Annotated in this window: 10 protein-coding genes, 1 tRNA gene and 2 rRNA genes; 10 read left to right on the top strand and 3 right to left on the bottom strand. The window is 58.9% G+C overall.

Annotated features, from left to right (window positions below; translation table 11 throughout):
- The first annotated feature begins 242 nt into the window (after window positions 1-242).
- The 3 genes from QFZ54_RS00020 (at window position 243) to QFZ54_RS00030 (ending at window position 3534) form a co-directional block, all read left to right on the top strand.
- Window positions 243-3039, top strand: a 23S ribosomal RNA gene (locus tag QFZ54_RS00020).
- Between the two features lie 217 nt (window positions 3040-3256).
- Window positions 3257-3371 (top strand): 5S ribosomal RNA (rrf, locus tag QFZ54_RS00025).
- Between the two features lie 86 nt (window positions 3372-3457).
- A tRNA-Met gene (locus tag QFZ54_RS00030) sits at window positions 3458-3534 on the top strand.
- Here the strand turns inward: QFZ54_RS00030 and QFZ54_RS20290 are convergent.
- From QFZ54_RS20290 to QFZ54_RS00050, 3 genes are all read right to left on the bottom strand, one after another.
- Window positions 3491-5155, bottom strand: coding sequence for a recombinase family protein (locus QFZ54_RS20290; RefSeq protein ID WP_373458569.1), 1665 nt, complete (start codon window positions 5153-5155; stop codon window positions 3491-3493). The genes QFZ54_RS00030 and QFZ54_RS20290 overlap by 44 nt on opposite strands.
- Window positions 5156-5232: 77 nt before the next feature.
- Window positions 5233-6000 (bottom strand): hypothetical protein, encoded by a 768-nt coding sequence (locus QFZ54_RS00045; protein WP_307083209.1) that lies wholly within the window; start codon window positions 5998-6000, stop codon window positions 5233-5235.
- Between the two features lie 210 nt (window positions 6001-6210).
- A complete protein-coding gene (locus tag QFZ54_RS00050; RefSeq protein ID WP_307083211.1) occupies window positions 6211-7590 on the bottom strand; it encodes a hypothetical protein in 1380 nt (459 codons plus the stop codon).
- A gap of 393 nt (window positions 7591-7983) precedes the next feature.
- Between QFZ54_RS00050 and QFZ54_RS00055 the strand changes: the two genes are divergently transcribed.
- From QFZ54_RS00055 to QFZ54_RS00085, 7 genes are all read left to right on the top strand, one after another.
- Complete coding sequence (locus QFZ54_RS00055) at window positions 7984-8892, top strand: site-specific integrase (RefSeq protein WP_307083213.1); 909 nt, start codon at window positions 7984-7986, stop codon at window positions 8890-8892.
- A gap of 6 nt (window positions 8893-8898) precedes the next feature.
- On the top strand, window positions 8899-10092 hold the full coding sequence (locus QFZ54_RS00060) for an IS91 family transposase (protein WP_307083215.1): 1194 nt from the start codon (window positions 8899-8901) through the stop codon (window positions 10090-10092).
- 649 nt (window positions 10093-10741) lie between these two features.
- Window positions 10742-11722, top strand: coding sequence for an AAA family ATPase (locus QFZ54_RS00065; RefSeq protein ID WP_307083217.1), 981 nt, complete (start codon window positions 10742-10744; stop codon window positions 11720-11722).
- Between the two features lie 2 nt (window positions 11723-11724).
- Complete coding sequence (locus tag QFZ54_RS00070; protein ID WP_307083219.1) at window positions 11725-14217, top strand: S8 family peptidase; 2493 nt, start codon at window positions 11725-11727, stop codon at window positions 14215-14217.
- Window positions 14218-14421: 204 nt separating this feature from the next.
- A complete protein-coding gene (locus QFZ54_RS00075; protein WP_307083221.1) occupies window positions 14422-14667 on the top strand; it encodes a hypothetical protein in 246 nt (81 codons plus the stop codon).
- 988 nt (window positions 14668-15655) lie between these two features.
- Window positions 15656-15850, top strand: coding sequence for a hypothetical protein (locus tag QFZ54_RS00080; protein WP_307083223.1), 195 nt, complete (start codon window positions 15656-15658; stop codon window positions 15848-15850).
- A gap of 154 nt (window positions 15851-16004) precedes the next feature.
- Window positions 16005-17225 carry an esterase-like activity of phytase family protein gene (locus QFZ54_RS00085; RefSeq protein WP_307083226.1) on the top strand — a complete coding sequence of 407 codons (1221 nt, stop codon included), beginning with the start codon at window positions 16005-16007 and terminating at the stop codon, window positions 17223-17225.
- Window positions 17226-17282: the final 57 nt, after the last annotated feature.

The raw sequence follows: 17282 nt of genomic DNA on the forward strand, positions 1-17282 counted from the left end.
AAGATTGCTTCGGCGGTTCGTGAGGCACTTCGGTGCAACGCGAGCTAAACGAGCGGTTCGAGGCTCCAGATATCGACATCATCATAATACAGGTTCCATCAAAGTATTACTTTGATGGATGCCTTAAATAATCTGGCTGAGATTATAATCATCCGCACCTGACAAAAGCTAACGCGCACTGCTCTGCCGAGTTGGTGACCTCTTCGGAGGCACCCAGTGATGTCGTTGGTGGTGTGGACTCTCAAGCGTGAGGTAAGGGCAATTCGTGGATGCCTTGGCACATACAGGCGATGAAGGACGTGGCACGCTGCGATAAGCGTCGGTGAGCTGTGAGCAAGCATTGACCCGACGATTTCCGAATGGGGAAACCCACCTATCCCGATTAATTCTACTTGAGCAGCAATGCTGGGGTAGAGTTAATTAGGTTAGGTATCACTTAGCTGAATACATAGGCTTCGTGAAGCGAACCCGGCGAACTGAAACATCTCAGTAGCTGGAGGAAAAGACATCAACCGAGATTCCGTTAGTAGTGGCGAGCGAACGCGGACCAGGCCAGTGCCTGATGGTGAATTAGCAGAAGCTTCTGGAAAGTAGCGCCATAGCGGGTGACAGCCCCGTATGCGAAAATGAAACATCAGGACTCGAGTAGGGCGGAACACGTGAAATTCTGTCTGAACATGGGGGGACCACCCTCCAAGCCTAAATACTCGTATGTGACCGATAGCGAACTAGTACCGTGAGGGAAAGGTGAAAAGCACCCCGATGAGGGGAGTGAAACAGTACCTGAAACGGATTGCCTACAAGCAGTTGGAGGGCTTTTATGGCCTGACAGCGTACCTCTTGCATAATGGGTCTGTGACTTAATGTATCAAGCAAGCTTAAGCCGTTAGGTGTAGGCGCAGCGAAAGCGAGTCTGAATAGGGCGCCAGAGTTTGATGTATTAGACCCGAAACCCGGCGATCTAGGCATGACCAGGATGAAGGTGCAGTAACATGCACTGGAGGTCCGAACCGATTAACGTTGAAAAGTTACCGGATGAGTTGTGTTTAGGGGTGAAAGGCCAATCAAGCCGGGAAATAGCTGGTTCTCCGCGAAAACTATTGAGGTAGTGCCTCGCACGAACACCTTAGGGGGTAGAGCACTGGATGGGCTAGGGGGTCGCGAGATCTACCAAACCTAACCAAACTCCGAATACCTAAGAGTGATATGCGGGAGACAGACGGCGGGTGCTAAGGTCCGTCGTCAAAAGGGAAACAGCCCTGACCTACAGCTAAGGCCCCCAAATCGTATCTAAGTGGGAAAGCATGTGGGACTTCCAAAACAACCAGGAGGTTGGCTTAGAAGCAGCCATCCTTTAAAGAAAGCGTAACAGCTCACTGGTCTAAACAAGAGGTCCTGCGGCGAAGATGTAACGGGGCTCAAGATACGTGCCGAAGCTTAGGGTGTGCCACTTATGTGGTACGCGGTAGCGGAGCGTTCCGTAAGCCTGTGAAGCGATCTGGGTAATGGGTCGTGGAGGTATCGGAAGTGCGAATGCAGACATGAGTAGCGATAAAGAGGGTGAGATGCCCTCTCGCCGAAAGACCAAGGGTTCCTGCGCAAGGCTAATCCGCGCAGGGTGAGCCGGCCCCTAAGACGAGCCCGAAGGGGGTAGTCGATGGGAACCACGTTAATATTCGTGGGCCTGGTGGTGTGTGACGGATCATGTGTGTTGTGCGTCCTTATCGGATTGGACGTGCTTCGAAATGGTTCCAGGAAATAGCCCCACCGTATAGACCGTACCCGAAACCGACACAGGTGGTCAGGTAGAGTATACCAAGGCGCTTGAGAGAAGTGTCCTGAAGGAACTCGGCAAATTGCCTCCGTACCTTCGGAAGAAGGAGGCCCTCACTATGCGCAAGCACTTTGAGGGGGCACAGGCCAGGGGGTAGCGACTGTTTAGCAAAAACACAGGGCTCTGCTAAGTCGGCTTCAAGACGACGTATAGGGCCTGACGCCTGCCCGGTGCCTGAAGGTTAAGTGGAGGGGTGCAAGCTCTGAAATGAAGCCCAGGTAAACGGCGGCCGTAACTATAACGGTCCTAAGGTAGCGAAATTCCTTGTCGGGTAAGTTCCGACCTGCACGAATGGCGTAACGACTTCCCCACTGTCTCCAGGACATGCTCAGCGAAATTGAATTCTCCGTGAAGATGCGGAGTACCCGCGGTTAGACGGAAAGACCCCGTGCACCTTTACTGCAGCTTCAGAGTGGCATTAGGAAGAAACTGTGTAGCATAGGTGGGAGGCTTTGAAGCATTGGCGCCAGCTGATGTGGAGCCATAGGTGAAATACCACCCTGTTTGTTTCTGATGTCTAACCTCGTTCCGTAAGCCGGAACAGGGACCCTCTGTGGCGGGTAGTTTGACTGGGGCGGTCGCCTCCTAAAGAGTAACGGAGGCGCGCAATGGTGGGCTCAGGACGGTCGGAAACCGTCTGTTAGAGTGCAATGGCATAAGCCCGCCTGACTGCGAGACTGACAAGTCGAGCAGAGACGAAAGTCGGTCATAGTGATCCGGTGGTCCCTCGTGGAAGGGCCATCGCTCAACGGATAAAAGGTACGCCGGGGATAACAGGCTGATAACCCCCAAGAGCTCATATCGACGGGGTTGTTTGGCACCTCGATGTCGGCTCATCACATCCTGGGGCTGGAGCAGGTCCCAAGGGTTTGGCTGTTCGCCAATTAAAGTGGTACGTGAGCTGGGTTCAGAACGTCGCGAGACAGTTTGGTCCCTATCTGCCGTGGGCGTCGAAATTTGAGAGGAGTTGACCCTAGTACGAGAGGACCGGGTTGAACATACCTCTGGTGTACCAGTCGTTCCGCCAGGAGCGCAGCTGGGTAGCTATGTATGGACGGGATAACCGCTGAAAGCATCTAAGCGGGAAGCCTCCCTCGAGATAAGATTTCATAGAGCCGTCGGAGACCACGACGTTGATAGATCGGATGTAGAAGTGCGGTAACGCATGGAGCTAACCGATACTAATTGCTCTATTCGCGCTTGAGAGTCTCACACCATCAATGACAACACTGGGGTAACCCAACGCGTCAGATGCGTGCGGATGATTAAGTCGAACGCCAGATTGCCAATCCCCTCGCCGTCGAGGGATTGGTCCAAATACCACTACAACCTTGCACGGTATCGATTTTAAAACCCCACCAGGCGTCAAGCATGGTGGGGTACCCAAAGCATTCCCAACGTATCGTCGCACCGGCTCCATTGCCTGGTGGCTATAGCGTCGGTGTCCCACCCGATCCCATTCCGAACTCGGCCGTGAAACCCGCCTGCGCCAATGGTACTATCGCTCAAGCGATGGAAGAGTAGGTCGTCGCCAGGCATTGAAGCCCGTGCGGCGATACGTAACAGGAAACGCTGAAAACCCATTCACCATGTCTTCTACCCACGTTCTCCAACGAGAACCGTCGCGGGGTGGAGCAGCCCGGTAGCTCGTCAGGCTCATAACCTGAAGGTCACAGGTTCAAATCCTGTCCCCGCAACCACCGCCATAGAACTACAACCGCCGCCCTTCGGGGCGGCGTTGTCGTTTGTGGCCCAGGCCAGCAAATCCGATACTCTCGCTACAACCTCCGCCTCCGGACCATGCTCGCCGTGCGGGTAGATCGTTACACTCTCGATGAGCGTTGCAAGCGCACCCGCTGCCTCGGATCGGATGGTCACATCGTCCAGGGACGTCCGTAGTGCGGTAACCTTTTCGCTGAAGCGCTGCAGCAGAACCGGATGCGGCAGGATGTCCGCGGGTTTGCGCGCCGTCGCGCCGACAGTCTGAGCCGACAGCCGCGCGAGTTCCGCTTCGCGGTCCGAGATCATGTCCATCAAGATGGGGCTGACGAGACCGCCGAGCAAATTCTGTGTAAGGTGGGAAAGCTCCATTTCGAGCTGCTGGCGCCGGACCTGCCCGGCTTCGTTCGCTTGGCTGTCGAGCCTAACCAGCCGCGCTGCCTCTCGCTGGAACTCCTCGACGAAGATCCGCGCGTGTTCCTCCGAAAGGAGATGACTTTGCAGGATGGCGAGGGTCGCCGTCTCGATGGGTTCCTTGCGAACGGAAATCGTGTTCGTGCAGGTGCCACGTTCCTTTTGGCCGGCGCACCGATAATAGTCCTTGCCACTTATCGTGTAACTCGACCCGCAGATCGAACATCGGATGAGGCTGGAGAGCAGATGCTTTGCGCGCGGCTTGCCCGCCTGAGCCGCTGAACTCGGCTGCCGGCGGCGTCGGGTCATCTCCAAACGCGCGGCCTGCCAATCGGCCTCGCCCACGATGCGCAGATCGGGAACGTCGACTTCGACCCATTCCGACGGATCACGTAGCCGATAGCGTCGTTCGCGCTGATCGCTGTCCGGGTTCTTGCGCCATTGCCGACGCCCCCATACCAGTCGGCCCTCATAGAGCGGGTTGTTGAGAATGCCGACGAGCTTTTTCGGGTCGCCGCGGATGGTGGATGCATTCCACTGGCCACCTCGAGGTCCAGGTACGCCTTCTTCATTGAGGCGCGTCGCGATCTGGATCGAGGACAAGCCGGCGGCAAACCAGGCGAAGATCCGGCGTACGACCTCCGCCGTTTCCTCATCAATTTCCAGGATGCCCGGGATCACCTCGCCCTTGGCATCGAGTTTGGCGGCACGTTTGTACCCGTAGGCACGCCCTCCGGCAAACCGACCAGCAAGCACGGCTGCCTCCATGCCGCGGATAGTCTTGTCGACCAGATGTTTGAGAAAGATCGTACCGAGCAGGCCTGCGACTGCGAACTTGATCTCGTCGACATGACCCTCGGATACCGTATGCAGCTGGACGCGGTGGTACGCGAGTATCTTGCCAATCCACGCGACATCCTCGGCATCGCGTGCGAGGCGATCAAGGCTTTCGCAGACGATGATGTCGACGATACCGGCCTTTGCGGCCTGAATGATCTTCGTCAGTCCAGGGCGGTTCCGCCGGTAACCTGAGAGCTCAGGATCTACAAAGGTGTCGATGACGACACCGCCGAGGCGGTCGACCAGTGAGACGCAGGATGCCACCTGATCGACGCTGGACGTGGCGGTTTGCATGCTCGTCGAGTGGCGTCCATACAATATGATCCTCGGCTGCGGGTTCGCCTTCATGCAGATCTCCACAATAGTCTGAAGTAACAGGGCTGAGCAGGCTTGTCGCCAAGCCAGCCCGCTTACAGGATCCCGCCTCAGTAACGAGCTGGAAGGTATCCCCTGGCCGTGGCGGAGGCGGCATCGAGCGCGGCGATTTCGTCACCGGTAAAGCCGATATTGCTGAGCGCTTTTCGGGCGCGAGCCTGATCCGTCCTCGTACCGGAAACCATAGTCTTGAATTCGAGCATGGCTGGCCGCACCGTGACGATCGTCTGATTACCGTCCTGATCAACGCTTACGACCGCACACTCTCCTATCTCACACAAGCCTGGTGGCAGTGTGTCCATCTCGAACGTGCATTCGCCGCTTGGGTCGTCTTCTGCAAACACTTCGAACGGCGAGGCGCATGAGACCAGCCACGGATGAGGGAAGCCGCTCATGGACCTGATGTAGCGCATGGCGGTGTTGGCCTTTCCGCGGAGAGAAATCGCGCCGTCTCCGTTCACGAAGGTCACCTTCTGAAGCAGAGCACGTAGGCGCTCGATGAGCGAGGACAGGTTGAGGGTCGTGATGTCTCCCCAGTCTTCGCCGCGGTGCCAGGGATCGATCTGCCCGGTAGGTGACCAATAGGCAGGGCTGTGCGCATCTCCCATGACATTCAGAACGAGATTCTGCTGCACTTCCCCATATTGTCCACGAAGGGTCATGACCGGACCGCGAGGCGAGAGGATCATGTCGAGTCTGCCGCCGTCAGCGAGCTTCCCGGAGAAGCCGTTGCGAGACGGCTGCAGCGTGAAGTGGCTGGGAAGGGCGGCGATGGCAGCTAGGGTTGTGGTCGCGTCCGATACTGCGGTGTCGTTCATGGCTTCATATCCTCTCGGTTTGAGCGATGCTGCTCCGCCGCGGCCTGCCGCGCCAGCAGGCGCACCAAGTCCGTCAGGTCCCACACGGCCAGGTCGTCCGGTGGGACGTCTTTGCTTGCAGGGGAGGGCGGAGCGGGTTGCATCCCGTCCCGAATAGCGTGAGGCGTTAGACCTTAGGGGGGTACGCCAAACTGCACTTTCAACGCTCCATCAGCGTAGCAGCCATGCTTTTGCGTCGATGCTGAGATGGCGGGCTGCTGAATCCGCAATCGACGGATCAGACAGTTTTCTTTTCATCGATGCAAAATGCCCACGGCCTGGAAAACTGCATCGGTCGAAGTCCTTAGCCTTGAGCTGTCGACGATCCATAAGGACCGCGGCACTTGGGTCAGATCTGCCGCCAGCTCTCAGAAGAAAACTAACGTTCCCCGAGGCCTTTATGGATGGCTCAGGAACCTTTGCGGGCACGGGACCGCCACTTACCATCGCGGGAATAGCTCGATCGATTTCAGAGCATGCTTTGAGCAATTGGACTGCCACGTACGTCACTGATTCCGCTGCGGTCAGGAGTAGATGGTGTTCGACATACTGCTGCTCTATGAAATTCTCAGCACGCATATCACCAATCTTTAAAGACGCTGCGGGTTGGGCACGTTCCGATATTTTATGCAGCGTGTTCCTGATAATGATATTCTGATTTCCCATCGATTGTTGCTTTTCCCAACACCATGTCATTTTTGCCATGGCAACTATCTCCGACGCGTGCGCTTCTGGAAGTATCTTGTTTTCGACCGCCATCGCAACCAACTTGGTATCATCGAGTGGTGCATAGGTTCCTTTAGAAACGTCATATATTAGACGCTGAAGCGCAGATGCGGGTGCGGCCAGAGTGCTCAGAACGACATGCGATGTCGACTTCCATAGATTGTAACCCGAGAAGCAATGACGATAAGGGTGTGTGTACATGCTACCTATCATGGCCGCCAAATCCTGAGCTGTTCTAACAGCAAATAACTTGAGATGGTCTGCGATGATTTGCGTAAATTTCGCCATATCCCGGGGAGTGGTGGGATGGGCAAGGAGATAGGCAACTATTGCCTTTGTTCTTCCATGAACGAGGAGAGAGTGTGCGTCGGGATATCGCTCACGTAACCAGTCTAGGTCTTCACTATGTTGACAGAGATAACCTTTCATGACCTCCTCAATGATAGGCTCCAAGGTGAGCGAGCGGGATGAAGTCGAGAGTGCTTCATTTATATGGACTGCGTGATTTAGATTTTTAGGGTCGATCAATATCGACGGCTGATAAGGTTTTATCTTAAATTGCGATGAATTATCTTTAGAAAACCTTTTTAGAATCTTTAAAGACTTTGCCGAAGTGCGGCCCTTTGACCGTATTAAATCATCGACCAGTTGACGTATGTTTACGTCGTGTTGGCTGTCGATAACGTTGCGCGTTGCGGCTTCCGCTGCTTCTTGTCTTGTTATGCCAGTGAGACGGTCCGCCCCCGTGAAAGGGGGTGGCGGGCCTGATGGCATGTTTGACGATGAAACGTTGATAACCAACGAGCGAATAGCTGCGTTAACCATGACGACCTCCTGAGACAGATGAGGAGATCGCGGCTTAGCGCGATCTCGGTCGTCCCAGGCGGGGAACATGCCTCCACTTGCCGAGGGAGGCCCGTGAGAAAGAGGAGGCTCGCTGCGCCTCGTCGACTCTCCGCGGTATCGAAGCATACCGGATCGCTCAATCCGCCGTCCGACTTGCGTCATAGGCTCGACTGATTGACGTTAAGAGTGGTGCGAGAACGCCATTTTTGTCAAGAGCTATTAATGAGGGACGTTTTTCTGGTGGAAGCACGAACCCGCTGCGCGGGAGGGGCGCGTGTGGCGCGGTTGAGGTGAGGCAACGAGCGTAGCGCGGCGGTTGAACGCTGCGGGAGGCAGGCAGAGCATCGGGACTCCACAAGGAGGAGTCCCGCCATGACCATTCTCACCCCGGTTGTTGCCGTCAGCCCGCTACGCCAGCGTCTCATCGACGAGATGGAGATACGCCGCTTCGGCTACGAGACGCAGCGCAACTACATTCGCGACGTCGCTCGGTTCGCAACGTTTCTCGGGCGCCCGCCGGACACCGCGACGGCGGAAGATGTACGGCGCTTCCAGATCGAGCAAGTTGACCTGGGCGTGCCGGCACCGACCATGAACGCCATCGTGTCGGCGCTGCGGTTCTTTTTTACCCAGACGCTCGACCGGCCCGATCTGGCGCGTAAGCTGGTCCGCATGCGGCATGTGCGCAAGCTGCCGGTAGTGTTGAGCCATGACGAGGTCGCGCGGCTGTTGGCTGCGACCACGTGCCTCAAGCACCAGGCGGCGTTGTCTGTGGCCTATGGCGCGGGTTTGCGCGCGGCCGAAGTCGCCGCTCTTAAGGTACGTGACATCGACAGCGAGCGCATGCTGCTGCGGGTCGAGCGCGGCAAGGGCGGACGGTATCGCAACGCCATGCTCCCGGTCGGGCTACTGGCTTTATTGCGGGAGTGGTGGAGGGTTGGTCGACGGGAGGGCGTGTTGCATGTCGATGGCTGGCTGTTCCCCGGTCAGCACTATCTCAAGCCGCTCAGCACGCGGCAGATCTACCGGGTAGTGGTCGAGGCGGGACAAGCTGCGGGCATCGACAAGCGGGTCGGGCCGCACACGTTGCGGCACTGTTTCGCTACCCACCTGCTTGAGGACGGGATCGACGTTCGCATCATTCAGACGTTGCTGGGGCACGCCAAGCTGGAAACCACCGCCTATTACACGCAGGTCGCCACCCGGGTGCTGCGCAACGTGACCAGTCCGTTCGACAGGCTGGCGATGACTGCCATGGAGGCGAGAGCGCCCAGCGGCTAAGCTGGGATGCCCGCCTCCATCGAGGTCGCTGACATCTTCCGCGCTGCGGGTCCTGCGTACCGGGCCGCCCGCGCAAGGCACCTGAGCCTCGACCAGCTCAAGGTGATGTCGGCGATAGAGACCTGCCGCACCGCCGTCATGGGCGGTCACGTCGAAGCCTGCACCGACTGCGGGCACTGGCGGGTTGCCTACAACTCCTGCCGGAACCGGCACTGCCCGCGGTGCCAGGGCGCAACGGCACGCACGTGGCTCGCCGAGCGCGAGGCCGACCTTCTGCCGGTCGGCTACTTTCATGTCGTCTTCACGCTACCCGCCGAGGTTGCCGATGTCGCGTGGCAGAACAAGGCGGCGGTCTACGGCCTGCTGTTCCAGGCGGCGTCAGAGACGATGACGACCATCGCCGCCGACCCGAAGCATCTGGGCGCGCGTATCGGCATCACCGCGGTGCTCCACACCTGGGGTTCGGCGATGACCCACCATCCGCACATCCACATGATTGTCCCAGGCGGCGGACTTTCGCCCGACGGTAGTCGCTGGGTGTCGGCACGGCCGGCGTTCCTGCTGCCGGTGCGCGTCCTTGGCAAGCTGTTCCGTCGGCTGTTCCTGACCCGGCTGATGTCGTTGCACGAAACTGGGCGCCTCGCCTTCTATGGCAGCCTCGCGCACCTCGCCGACCGCCGCGGGTTCCTGCGCCACCTATCGTCGGTCCGGAAGAAGCGCTGGGTCGTCTATGCCAAGCCACCGTTTGCCGGCCCCGAGACGGTGCTCGCCTATCTGTCTCGCTACACGCACCGCGTCGCGATCTCGAACAGCCGGCTCCTGCGCTTCGACCAGAGCGGCGTCACCTTCCGCTATAAGGACTATCGCCGGGGTGGCGCCGACCGGCAGCAGGTCATGACACTGGCCACCGACGAGTTCATCCGCCGCTTCCTGCTCCATGTCCTGCCCAAGGGTTTCCACCGCATCCGCCATTACGGCCTGCTCGCAGGCGCCACCCGCAAGGGGCATCTCGAACGTGCCCGCGAACTGCTCGAGGTAGCGCCGCCCGCCGCGGCCGGTGCACCGGTCGAAGCGGATGAGACCCGGCCATCATGCCCGTGTTGCGGCGGGCGCATGGTCGTCGTTGAGACCTTCCAGCGCCAGCGCCAGGCCCGTGCACCACCGGCTCCTGCGCCACTATCCGGGATACAGGCGTCGTGACCCGGCACGGCCAGGGAGCAATCTATCTCGCAGTGCCCATGCTTGCGGGGGCGATGTCACCTGCGCCAATAGCCATCAGAGGGGCCGCCACATCGAGCAAAGCCGCGCTGTCCGCGCTCGCGAACCCATTATGCCCGCCTAAATCCGGACAGTCTGCTTCGAGGCCCGCGCCCACATCCGCCATGGCGCGGGCCACCGAAACCGGCCGGAAACCGAAAACCCCATAGCGCATCTCTTGCGGCCCGCGGGTTCGGGCTTCCAAGACTTTCGTACGCCTGCCGGCATCCGAAACTCTTCAGGAAGCCCGCCTGGCCGCTTTCGGGTGGCAGTCGCCGTAAACGGCCCTTCGTTCATGCGGGGCGGGCATGGGGTAAAAGCGCAACCGGGGGTGCGCGCCTGAGGATTGGTCATTCGTTGAGTCGCTAGTGAAGCACGAAAGCCGCCATTTATTGACGCCAACCAGGCACGATCACCCGTGCAAATCTGCGTCTCCCGCGAAACCGACATTGCTTTTGTGAGCCAACGCCAGTAGAAAAAAAGGGCAAGATTGGGGCGATCGGTTTTCTCGGAAATCAGGGACTTGCCGTAACACGACAGCGCGGATGTTGATCATGAAGTTAGTCAGCACCGCTGCAAACGTGACACGCCCGTGACGACGGCAACCCATCTTATCGCGCTGCTCCAAAGCCATTTCGAGGGCGACGACGATCAGTTCTACACGATCGCGCTACAGGCGGCCGCGAGTGAGGCGCGACGCGGCCACGGCAAGCTTGCGCAGCAGCTGCGCGACCTCGTCGACGAGGCCCGTGCGCGAAAGAAGGCGCCGGCGCGTGGCAAGGCCGTGCCGCTGGTCCAGCCGAGAGGTGATCTCGCAAACCTGATCGCGGTCAAATATGTCGATACGCGCATGTCGAGCATGGTTCTGCCTGACGATTTGCGCGATCGGCTGCACCGCGTGCTTGTCGAGCAGCGCCAGCAGCATAGGCTACGTCAGCATGGTCTACAGCCTCGGCGCAAGCTGCTCCTGATCGGGCCGCCTGGCGCCGGCAAGACCATGACCGCCGCAGCCATGGCGGGCGAGCTGAAGATGCCGCTGTTCACGGTTCTGCTGGACGGCCTTTTGACCAAATTCCTTGGTGAGACAGCATCGAAGTTGCGCACTGTGTTTTCGGCCATGACCGAAACGCGCGGCGTGTATTTTTTCGACGAGTTTGATGCGATCGGCGCGCGCCGCAGCGAGCGGAATGACGTTGGCGAAATCCGCCGTGTCCTGAACTCCTTTCTTCAATTCCTCGAAGAGGACGAGAGCGAAGGCCTGATTATCGCTGCGACCAACCACCCCGAGCTGTTGGACCCCGCTCTATTTCGGCGTTTCGACGACGTCATAGAATATTCGTTGCCCAATGAACGCGTCGCCAAAGCCATCTTAGAAAGCCGGCTGTCGACCTTTGACACCGCCGGTGTCGACTGGCTCATGATCGTCACCGAAGCAGCCGGCCTCAGTCAGGCCGATCTCGCGCGGATAGCGGATGACGCTGCTAAATACGCTCTGCTTGCTGATCGCGAGCAGGTCTCGGCAGACGATCTGCTGAGAGCGGTTAGCGAACGCAAGGCCGCGGCGCGCCGATAAAGATGGCCGACGGACCGGCGAGGCCACACCCGCACTTTTATTTCCCTGCCTCGGGCAAACCCGTTGGCTATACTGCGCATGCGGGAGGCGGGGGTGGATCGGCGCCGCCGCAGCGCGATCGCGCGACACACGCGCAACAGCTGACCCAGGTACTCACGCAGGTCGTTGCGGCCGGTGAGACCGTGCTCGCCAATCGCGACCCGCAACTCGCCTCCGGTACGCCAGGCTTCTACGTCGATTTCATCCTGCCGGCAGATCAGGCGGGGATGGTCGACAAGCTTGAGCGGAAGGGGAAGTTTCCGATCGAGTTGGTCAGCGTACAGCCAGCGGACGAGCATCATGTCGCGGCCACGGTGTTCGTGCCGGAGTCACAGCGGGGCTACTATCTCGGCAAGGTCGAGGCCTACGCGACCAAGGACAACGTCAAAGAGAAGACGTTGGAGGACGGAACGGTCGTCGAAAGCCGGACGCCGAGAAACGAACGCCTCGTCGCGTCGATCGAGACAGCCCGCCTGGCAGTTGCGCGGTCCTTTTATACCGATGCTACCGAGCTGTTTCCGCCGCCGACCACGCAGGCCTGGTGGGAGGTCTGGCTCCGAAAGGGAACGCGTTCCCGCTTCGAGGCGGTTGCGCAGCTGCTTGCGGTGACGGTTCGGGAGAACGTCCTGGAATTCGCAGAGCGCGATGTCGTCGTCGTCCATGCGACAGCCGAGGATCTCGGCCGCATCATCGCGAACACGGATACGGTCGCGGAATTGCGCATGGCGCGCGATGCGCCGGGCTTCTTCATGGGACTGGAGGGGGCCGAGCAGCGGCTCTGGTCTGATGAACTGGCGGATCGGCTAGAACCCTGCAACGCGGAGGCACCGGCGGTCTGCCTGCTCGACTCCGGATCGACGATCGCCCACCCGCTCATTGCCCCCTTGCTCAATGCTGTAGATCAGCACGCCTATGACGCTGGTTGGGCTGTCGAAGACATCAGCACGCTGGTCCATGGAGGACATGGGACGCAGCTTTCCGGGATCGCCCTGTATGGCGATCTAACGGACGTGTTGACGTCGGTCGGACCAATCAGCGTCAGGCATCGTCTGGAATCGGTGAAGATCCTGCCCGACCATGGAGCGAATGATCCAGACCTCTTCGGCGCGATCACCGCCCAGGCGATCGCGCGCGCAGAGATCGTGGCTCCGCTGCGGCCCCGGGCGGTGTGCCTGGCAATTACCAGCCTCGGCAACCATTGGCGTGGACGCCCTTCGTCTTGGTCCGCTAAGCTCGACGCACTTGCCTTCGGACGGGACGAAACCGCGCGACTAATCACCGTTTCGGCGGGCAACATTCGCGACGCCATTGTTGCGTCCGACTATCCCGATCGCAATGACATCATGCCGATCGAGAGTCCGGCCCAGGCTTGGAATGTGCTCACGGTGGGGGCATTCACCGAGAAGACGGTGATAGCGGACACGAGCTTTGCCGGCTGGAGCGCCTTGGCGGCGGTCGGCGATATCGCGGCTCGCAGCCGAACCTCGGTTTCGTGGGATCGGGACTGGCCGCTCAAACCGGATGTCATGTTTGAAGGCGGCAATATCGGAGTTGATCCTGCGTCCGGCCACGGAGACCATGTCGACGATCTCGCGCTGCTGACAACCTATCGGAACATTGGCGATCGCCCTTTCACGACGACCGGCGATACCAGCGCTGCAACCGCTCTAGGGGCGAGAATGGCCGCGCGCATTCTCGCTGAACGCCCGGCCTTGTGGCCCGTGACAGTGCGTGGGCTGATCGTCCACTCGGCCCAATGGACGCCGGCCATGACCGGCTATCTGGGGACTATCAATCGGGCCAATCTGGTGCGGCGCTATGGTTTCGGCGTGCCGTCGCTGGCGCGTGCGATCGGGAGTCTCGACAACGACGTGACGATGGTCGTCGAAGACAGCCTGTCGCCGTTCAAGATGTTGGGCAGCAAGGCCGTCTCGGACGAGCTAGTGGTTCACGAACTGATCTGGCCGAGAGAGCGCCTGCTCGAACTGGGCGGCACAGTCGTCGAGCTTCGGATCACGCTCAGCTATTTTGTCGAGCCCAATCCGGGCGAACGCGGGCAATCCCGCCGGCACAGTTACGCGAGCCACGGGTTGCGGTTCGCTCTAAAGCCGGCAGATGAGAAGCTCGACGTGTTCCTCCGGCGGATCACCTCGGAAGCGGGCCCGCGACCGCCGAAACGTCAAGGGAGCGACGCCGGCTGGACAATTGGCCCGCAGCTGCGGCACCGCGGGTCACTCCACGCTGATATCTGGGAAGGTACGGCAACCGATCTCGCCGAGCGCAACAGTATCATCATTTACCCTACGGGGGGCTGGTGGCGGGAGAACCTTGCGCAGGGAAGGGTCGGCGACCGCGCCCGGTACAGTCTGATCGCGAGCATCCGGTCTGCGGAAGGGGTCGACTTATATACCGAGATCAGCGCCAAAATCGCGCCGGAAATACCAATCGAAGTGTGATCGGAGCCATTATCGATGAGGACAGTTAAAACCGTCAAGGTGCCAAGTCTTGAGGACTTCGCGGCATACAAGGGCGCGCACTGTCATCAGCTATGGGCTCGCGTTGGTCCGGATTGGACATGTCCGAGTTGTCGCCGATCGAAGTTCGAAATTCTGCGCTGGACCATGCGCTTCCCTCGCACTGCCAACAGGTTTGAGGATTGGATGGCCGGCCTCCATGAGCATCACGATCACGCCCGCAGTTGGACCGGTGTTGGCAAGGCGCGGTTCGTACCGACGATCCTTTGCGACCAGTGCAACGCTGCGGACGGCGCGGCCAAGCGACGCCTCAAATTGCCTGAAAACTTCTCCTTCTCGCCATCTGAAATCGGCGGGTTCGTGGTGGCGACACCCCATGGAAAGCACGCGATAGACTACGACCTGGCTGCGAGCATCTACTCGGCACTTTAGGCTCGCGGCGATGCTGTTCGCCATGCAGGCATTACGGGCACCGCGCGGTTGGACATGCAACCGAATCACTACCGAGTTTCGGGTGTTACCTTAAGATCCTCTGTTGTATTATTAATAAAGTAAGCTGCCTTCGCTTGATCAGTAAGGCTATATTGATAGACCTGACCGGTCTGTATACGAGTCACTAGATTTCTCTCCGCAAGATTCTTACCACGTCGGCCAACGAGCTGTCCGGAACAATCTAAATCTCCGGCAATCTCCGTTGCGACCATGGACTTCTTCTCGTTAAAGAGCGATTGCATTATACCCAACTCAGTTTCGGGAAGCAGCAACTCTGGGCTGACGGCCTCTATACGTCCTCGTACTTCTTTGACAAGTTGACAACCTTGCATTGCCCATCTTGACATGTCGGACATCGCATATTGAACATTTTTATTGCGGCCAACATCGTCAGGTCGAATTCGGCGTTGCATTTGTTACATTTTATTTCCTGGTTTTGCTGCAGGTAGCTTCTTGCAAGGGCATTATGGTCAAATCGCCGATCGACAAAATAAAGTCTGTCCTCACGTTTATCGGAAGGCCTTCCGAAGCTGATCTGGTATTTGACGCACAGCCCGAAATTAAGCGCGTATATCGATACCCGAACACCCTCCCGGTCAGACTGCTCAAAATACTTAGTAACAAAGAACGAAATCTCGAGAGATTGGAGGAGCTCGTCGAACTCGTGAGAAACGAAAAAATGGCTCGCGAATGGGCGGCTTCGCCCGGATCCACTATCGCGTGACCCTTCTTGGCGAACGGCTCGGGCGCGGTTCACGATCGATTCAAGGAGCTCCTTCAATGAGTATATCGATGACCGCTCTTCAAGCGCCATACGATACTTGCCAGTCGCAAAAAACGGAGAGATTTTCTCTTCGTAATAGCGCTGAGACGCCTCTTGAACGGCTTGGGTTCCAATTGTCTGGCCGTATATTAACTGCGCATCACGATGTTCGAAGCAGTGAAAGTGGTTGCCCGGTCTGAAGGGCTGCTGCTCGATCCGGTCTATGGTGGGAAGGCTTTTGCTGGCCTCATCGCTGCTATCCGAGAAGGCGCATGGCCCAATGAGGAGCCCGTGTTGTTCGTCATGACAGGCGGCTTGCCAGGCCTATTCGCATACGAGCTTGCGTTTCGCCAAAATTAGTCCTGCTGACGCCTTATAAAGTCGAGCTTCGGATCCGAGCAAAGGCCTGAAATTGGCGATACCTGTAAACGGGTAATCGCTGTTCCGGCAGAAACCCGCCTACGGCTTGGTGCGTCTGCTGCGGCGAATAGATGACAAAAAAGGGAGTAGGGCGATGAAGGTCACGACAGTGGAGCGGATGGTCTGGACCGATCCGGTGATCGCCGATGTGCCGGTGCCCACCGGCAAACTCACCTTGCGAAGCGGGTTCGGCTCGGGACTTGGCCGACGACCGTCGGATCCCGCCGACACCTTCTGGGCGATCGGCGATCGAGGACCCAACTTGAAGGTTGCTGCCGCCATCAAGCGTTACGGACTGGTCCATCTGGAGCCATTGCGCAGCGTTGCCGGGGCAAAGGTCATGCCACGGCCGGACATTGGCCCGGCAATCGCACAGTTTCGGATTGTGGGAGACGAGGTTAAATTGGTGCGCGAGCTGCGGCTGACGACCGAAGATGGAATGCCAATCAGCGGCCTTGCGCACCCCGGCAGCGATGCGCTGCTGTCCGAACCAGTCTTCGATTTGTCCGGAGCGCCGCTTGCCCCCGATCCGCAGGGTATGGACACCGAAGGGCTTGTTGCGATGTCCGACGGCAGCTTCTGGGTCGGGGACGAATTCGGTCCGGCACTGGTGCGCTTCGATATCAACGGGCACATGGTGTCGCGCCTGCTGCCGGGCTCTTCCGATCCGACCGGGGCAGATGCACGAGGCCTGCCGATACTAGCAGCACGGCGTCAGCTCAATCGCGGTTTCGAGGCCCTGGCGGTGTCGCCGGACGAAAGCTGCCTGATCCTCGCGTTCCAAAGTCCACTGGCGCATCCCGACGAGGCGGCGCACAGGCATGGGCGCCACGTGCGGCTGTGGCGGGTGTCGTTACCGACAGGTCGTGTGGTTGCTCAATACGCCTATCCGCTTGAGCCAGAAAGCGCCTTCCACCGCGACATCGCCAAAGGGAAATTCGAGCGCAGCGACATCAAGGTCAGCGAGCTTCTGTGGCTACCAGGCGGCGACCTATTGGTGTTGGAGCGCGGATCCGAGACGACGAAAGTCTACCGTTGCGCGGTCGATGCAACACTGGTGCTCGGAGCGGAACACCTCGACATCGCACACCGTCCGACGCTCGAAGAGCTGAGCGCGTCTTCCGCGCCGTTACCGCTGCCGACGCTGACGAAGTCTCTGGTACTGGATACGGACGATCATCCGGAAATTTCAGCGGACTTGGAGGGCATGGTTCTGCTGGCGGCGAACCAACTCCTCCTGGTGAACGACAACGATTTCTGCGTGGAGGGTGCGGAAACGGCGTTCTGGCGCATCACTTTCAATCGTCCGTTGTAAGGTAGACGGTTCGTTCGCAAGTCGCTTTGGCAGCATGCGCAAAGCAGTCTAACAGTG

It is taken from the genome of Sphingomonas faeni, from assembly GCF_030817315.1.
GTDB classification, from domain to species: Bacteria; Pseudomonadota; Alphaproteobacteria; order Sphingomonadales; family Sphingomonadaceae; genus Sphingomonas; species Sphingomonas faeni_C.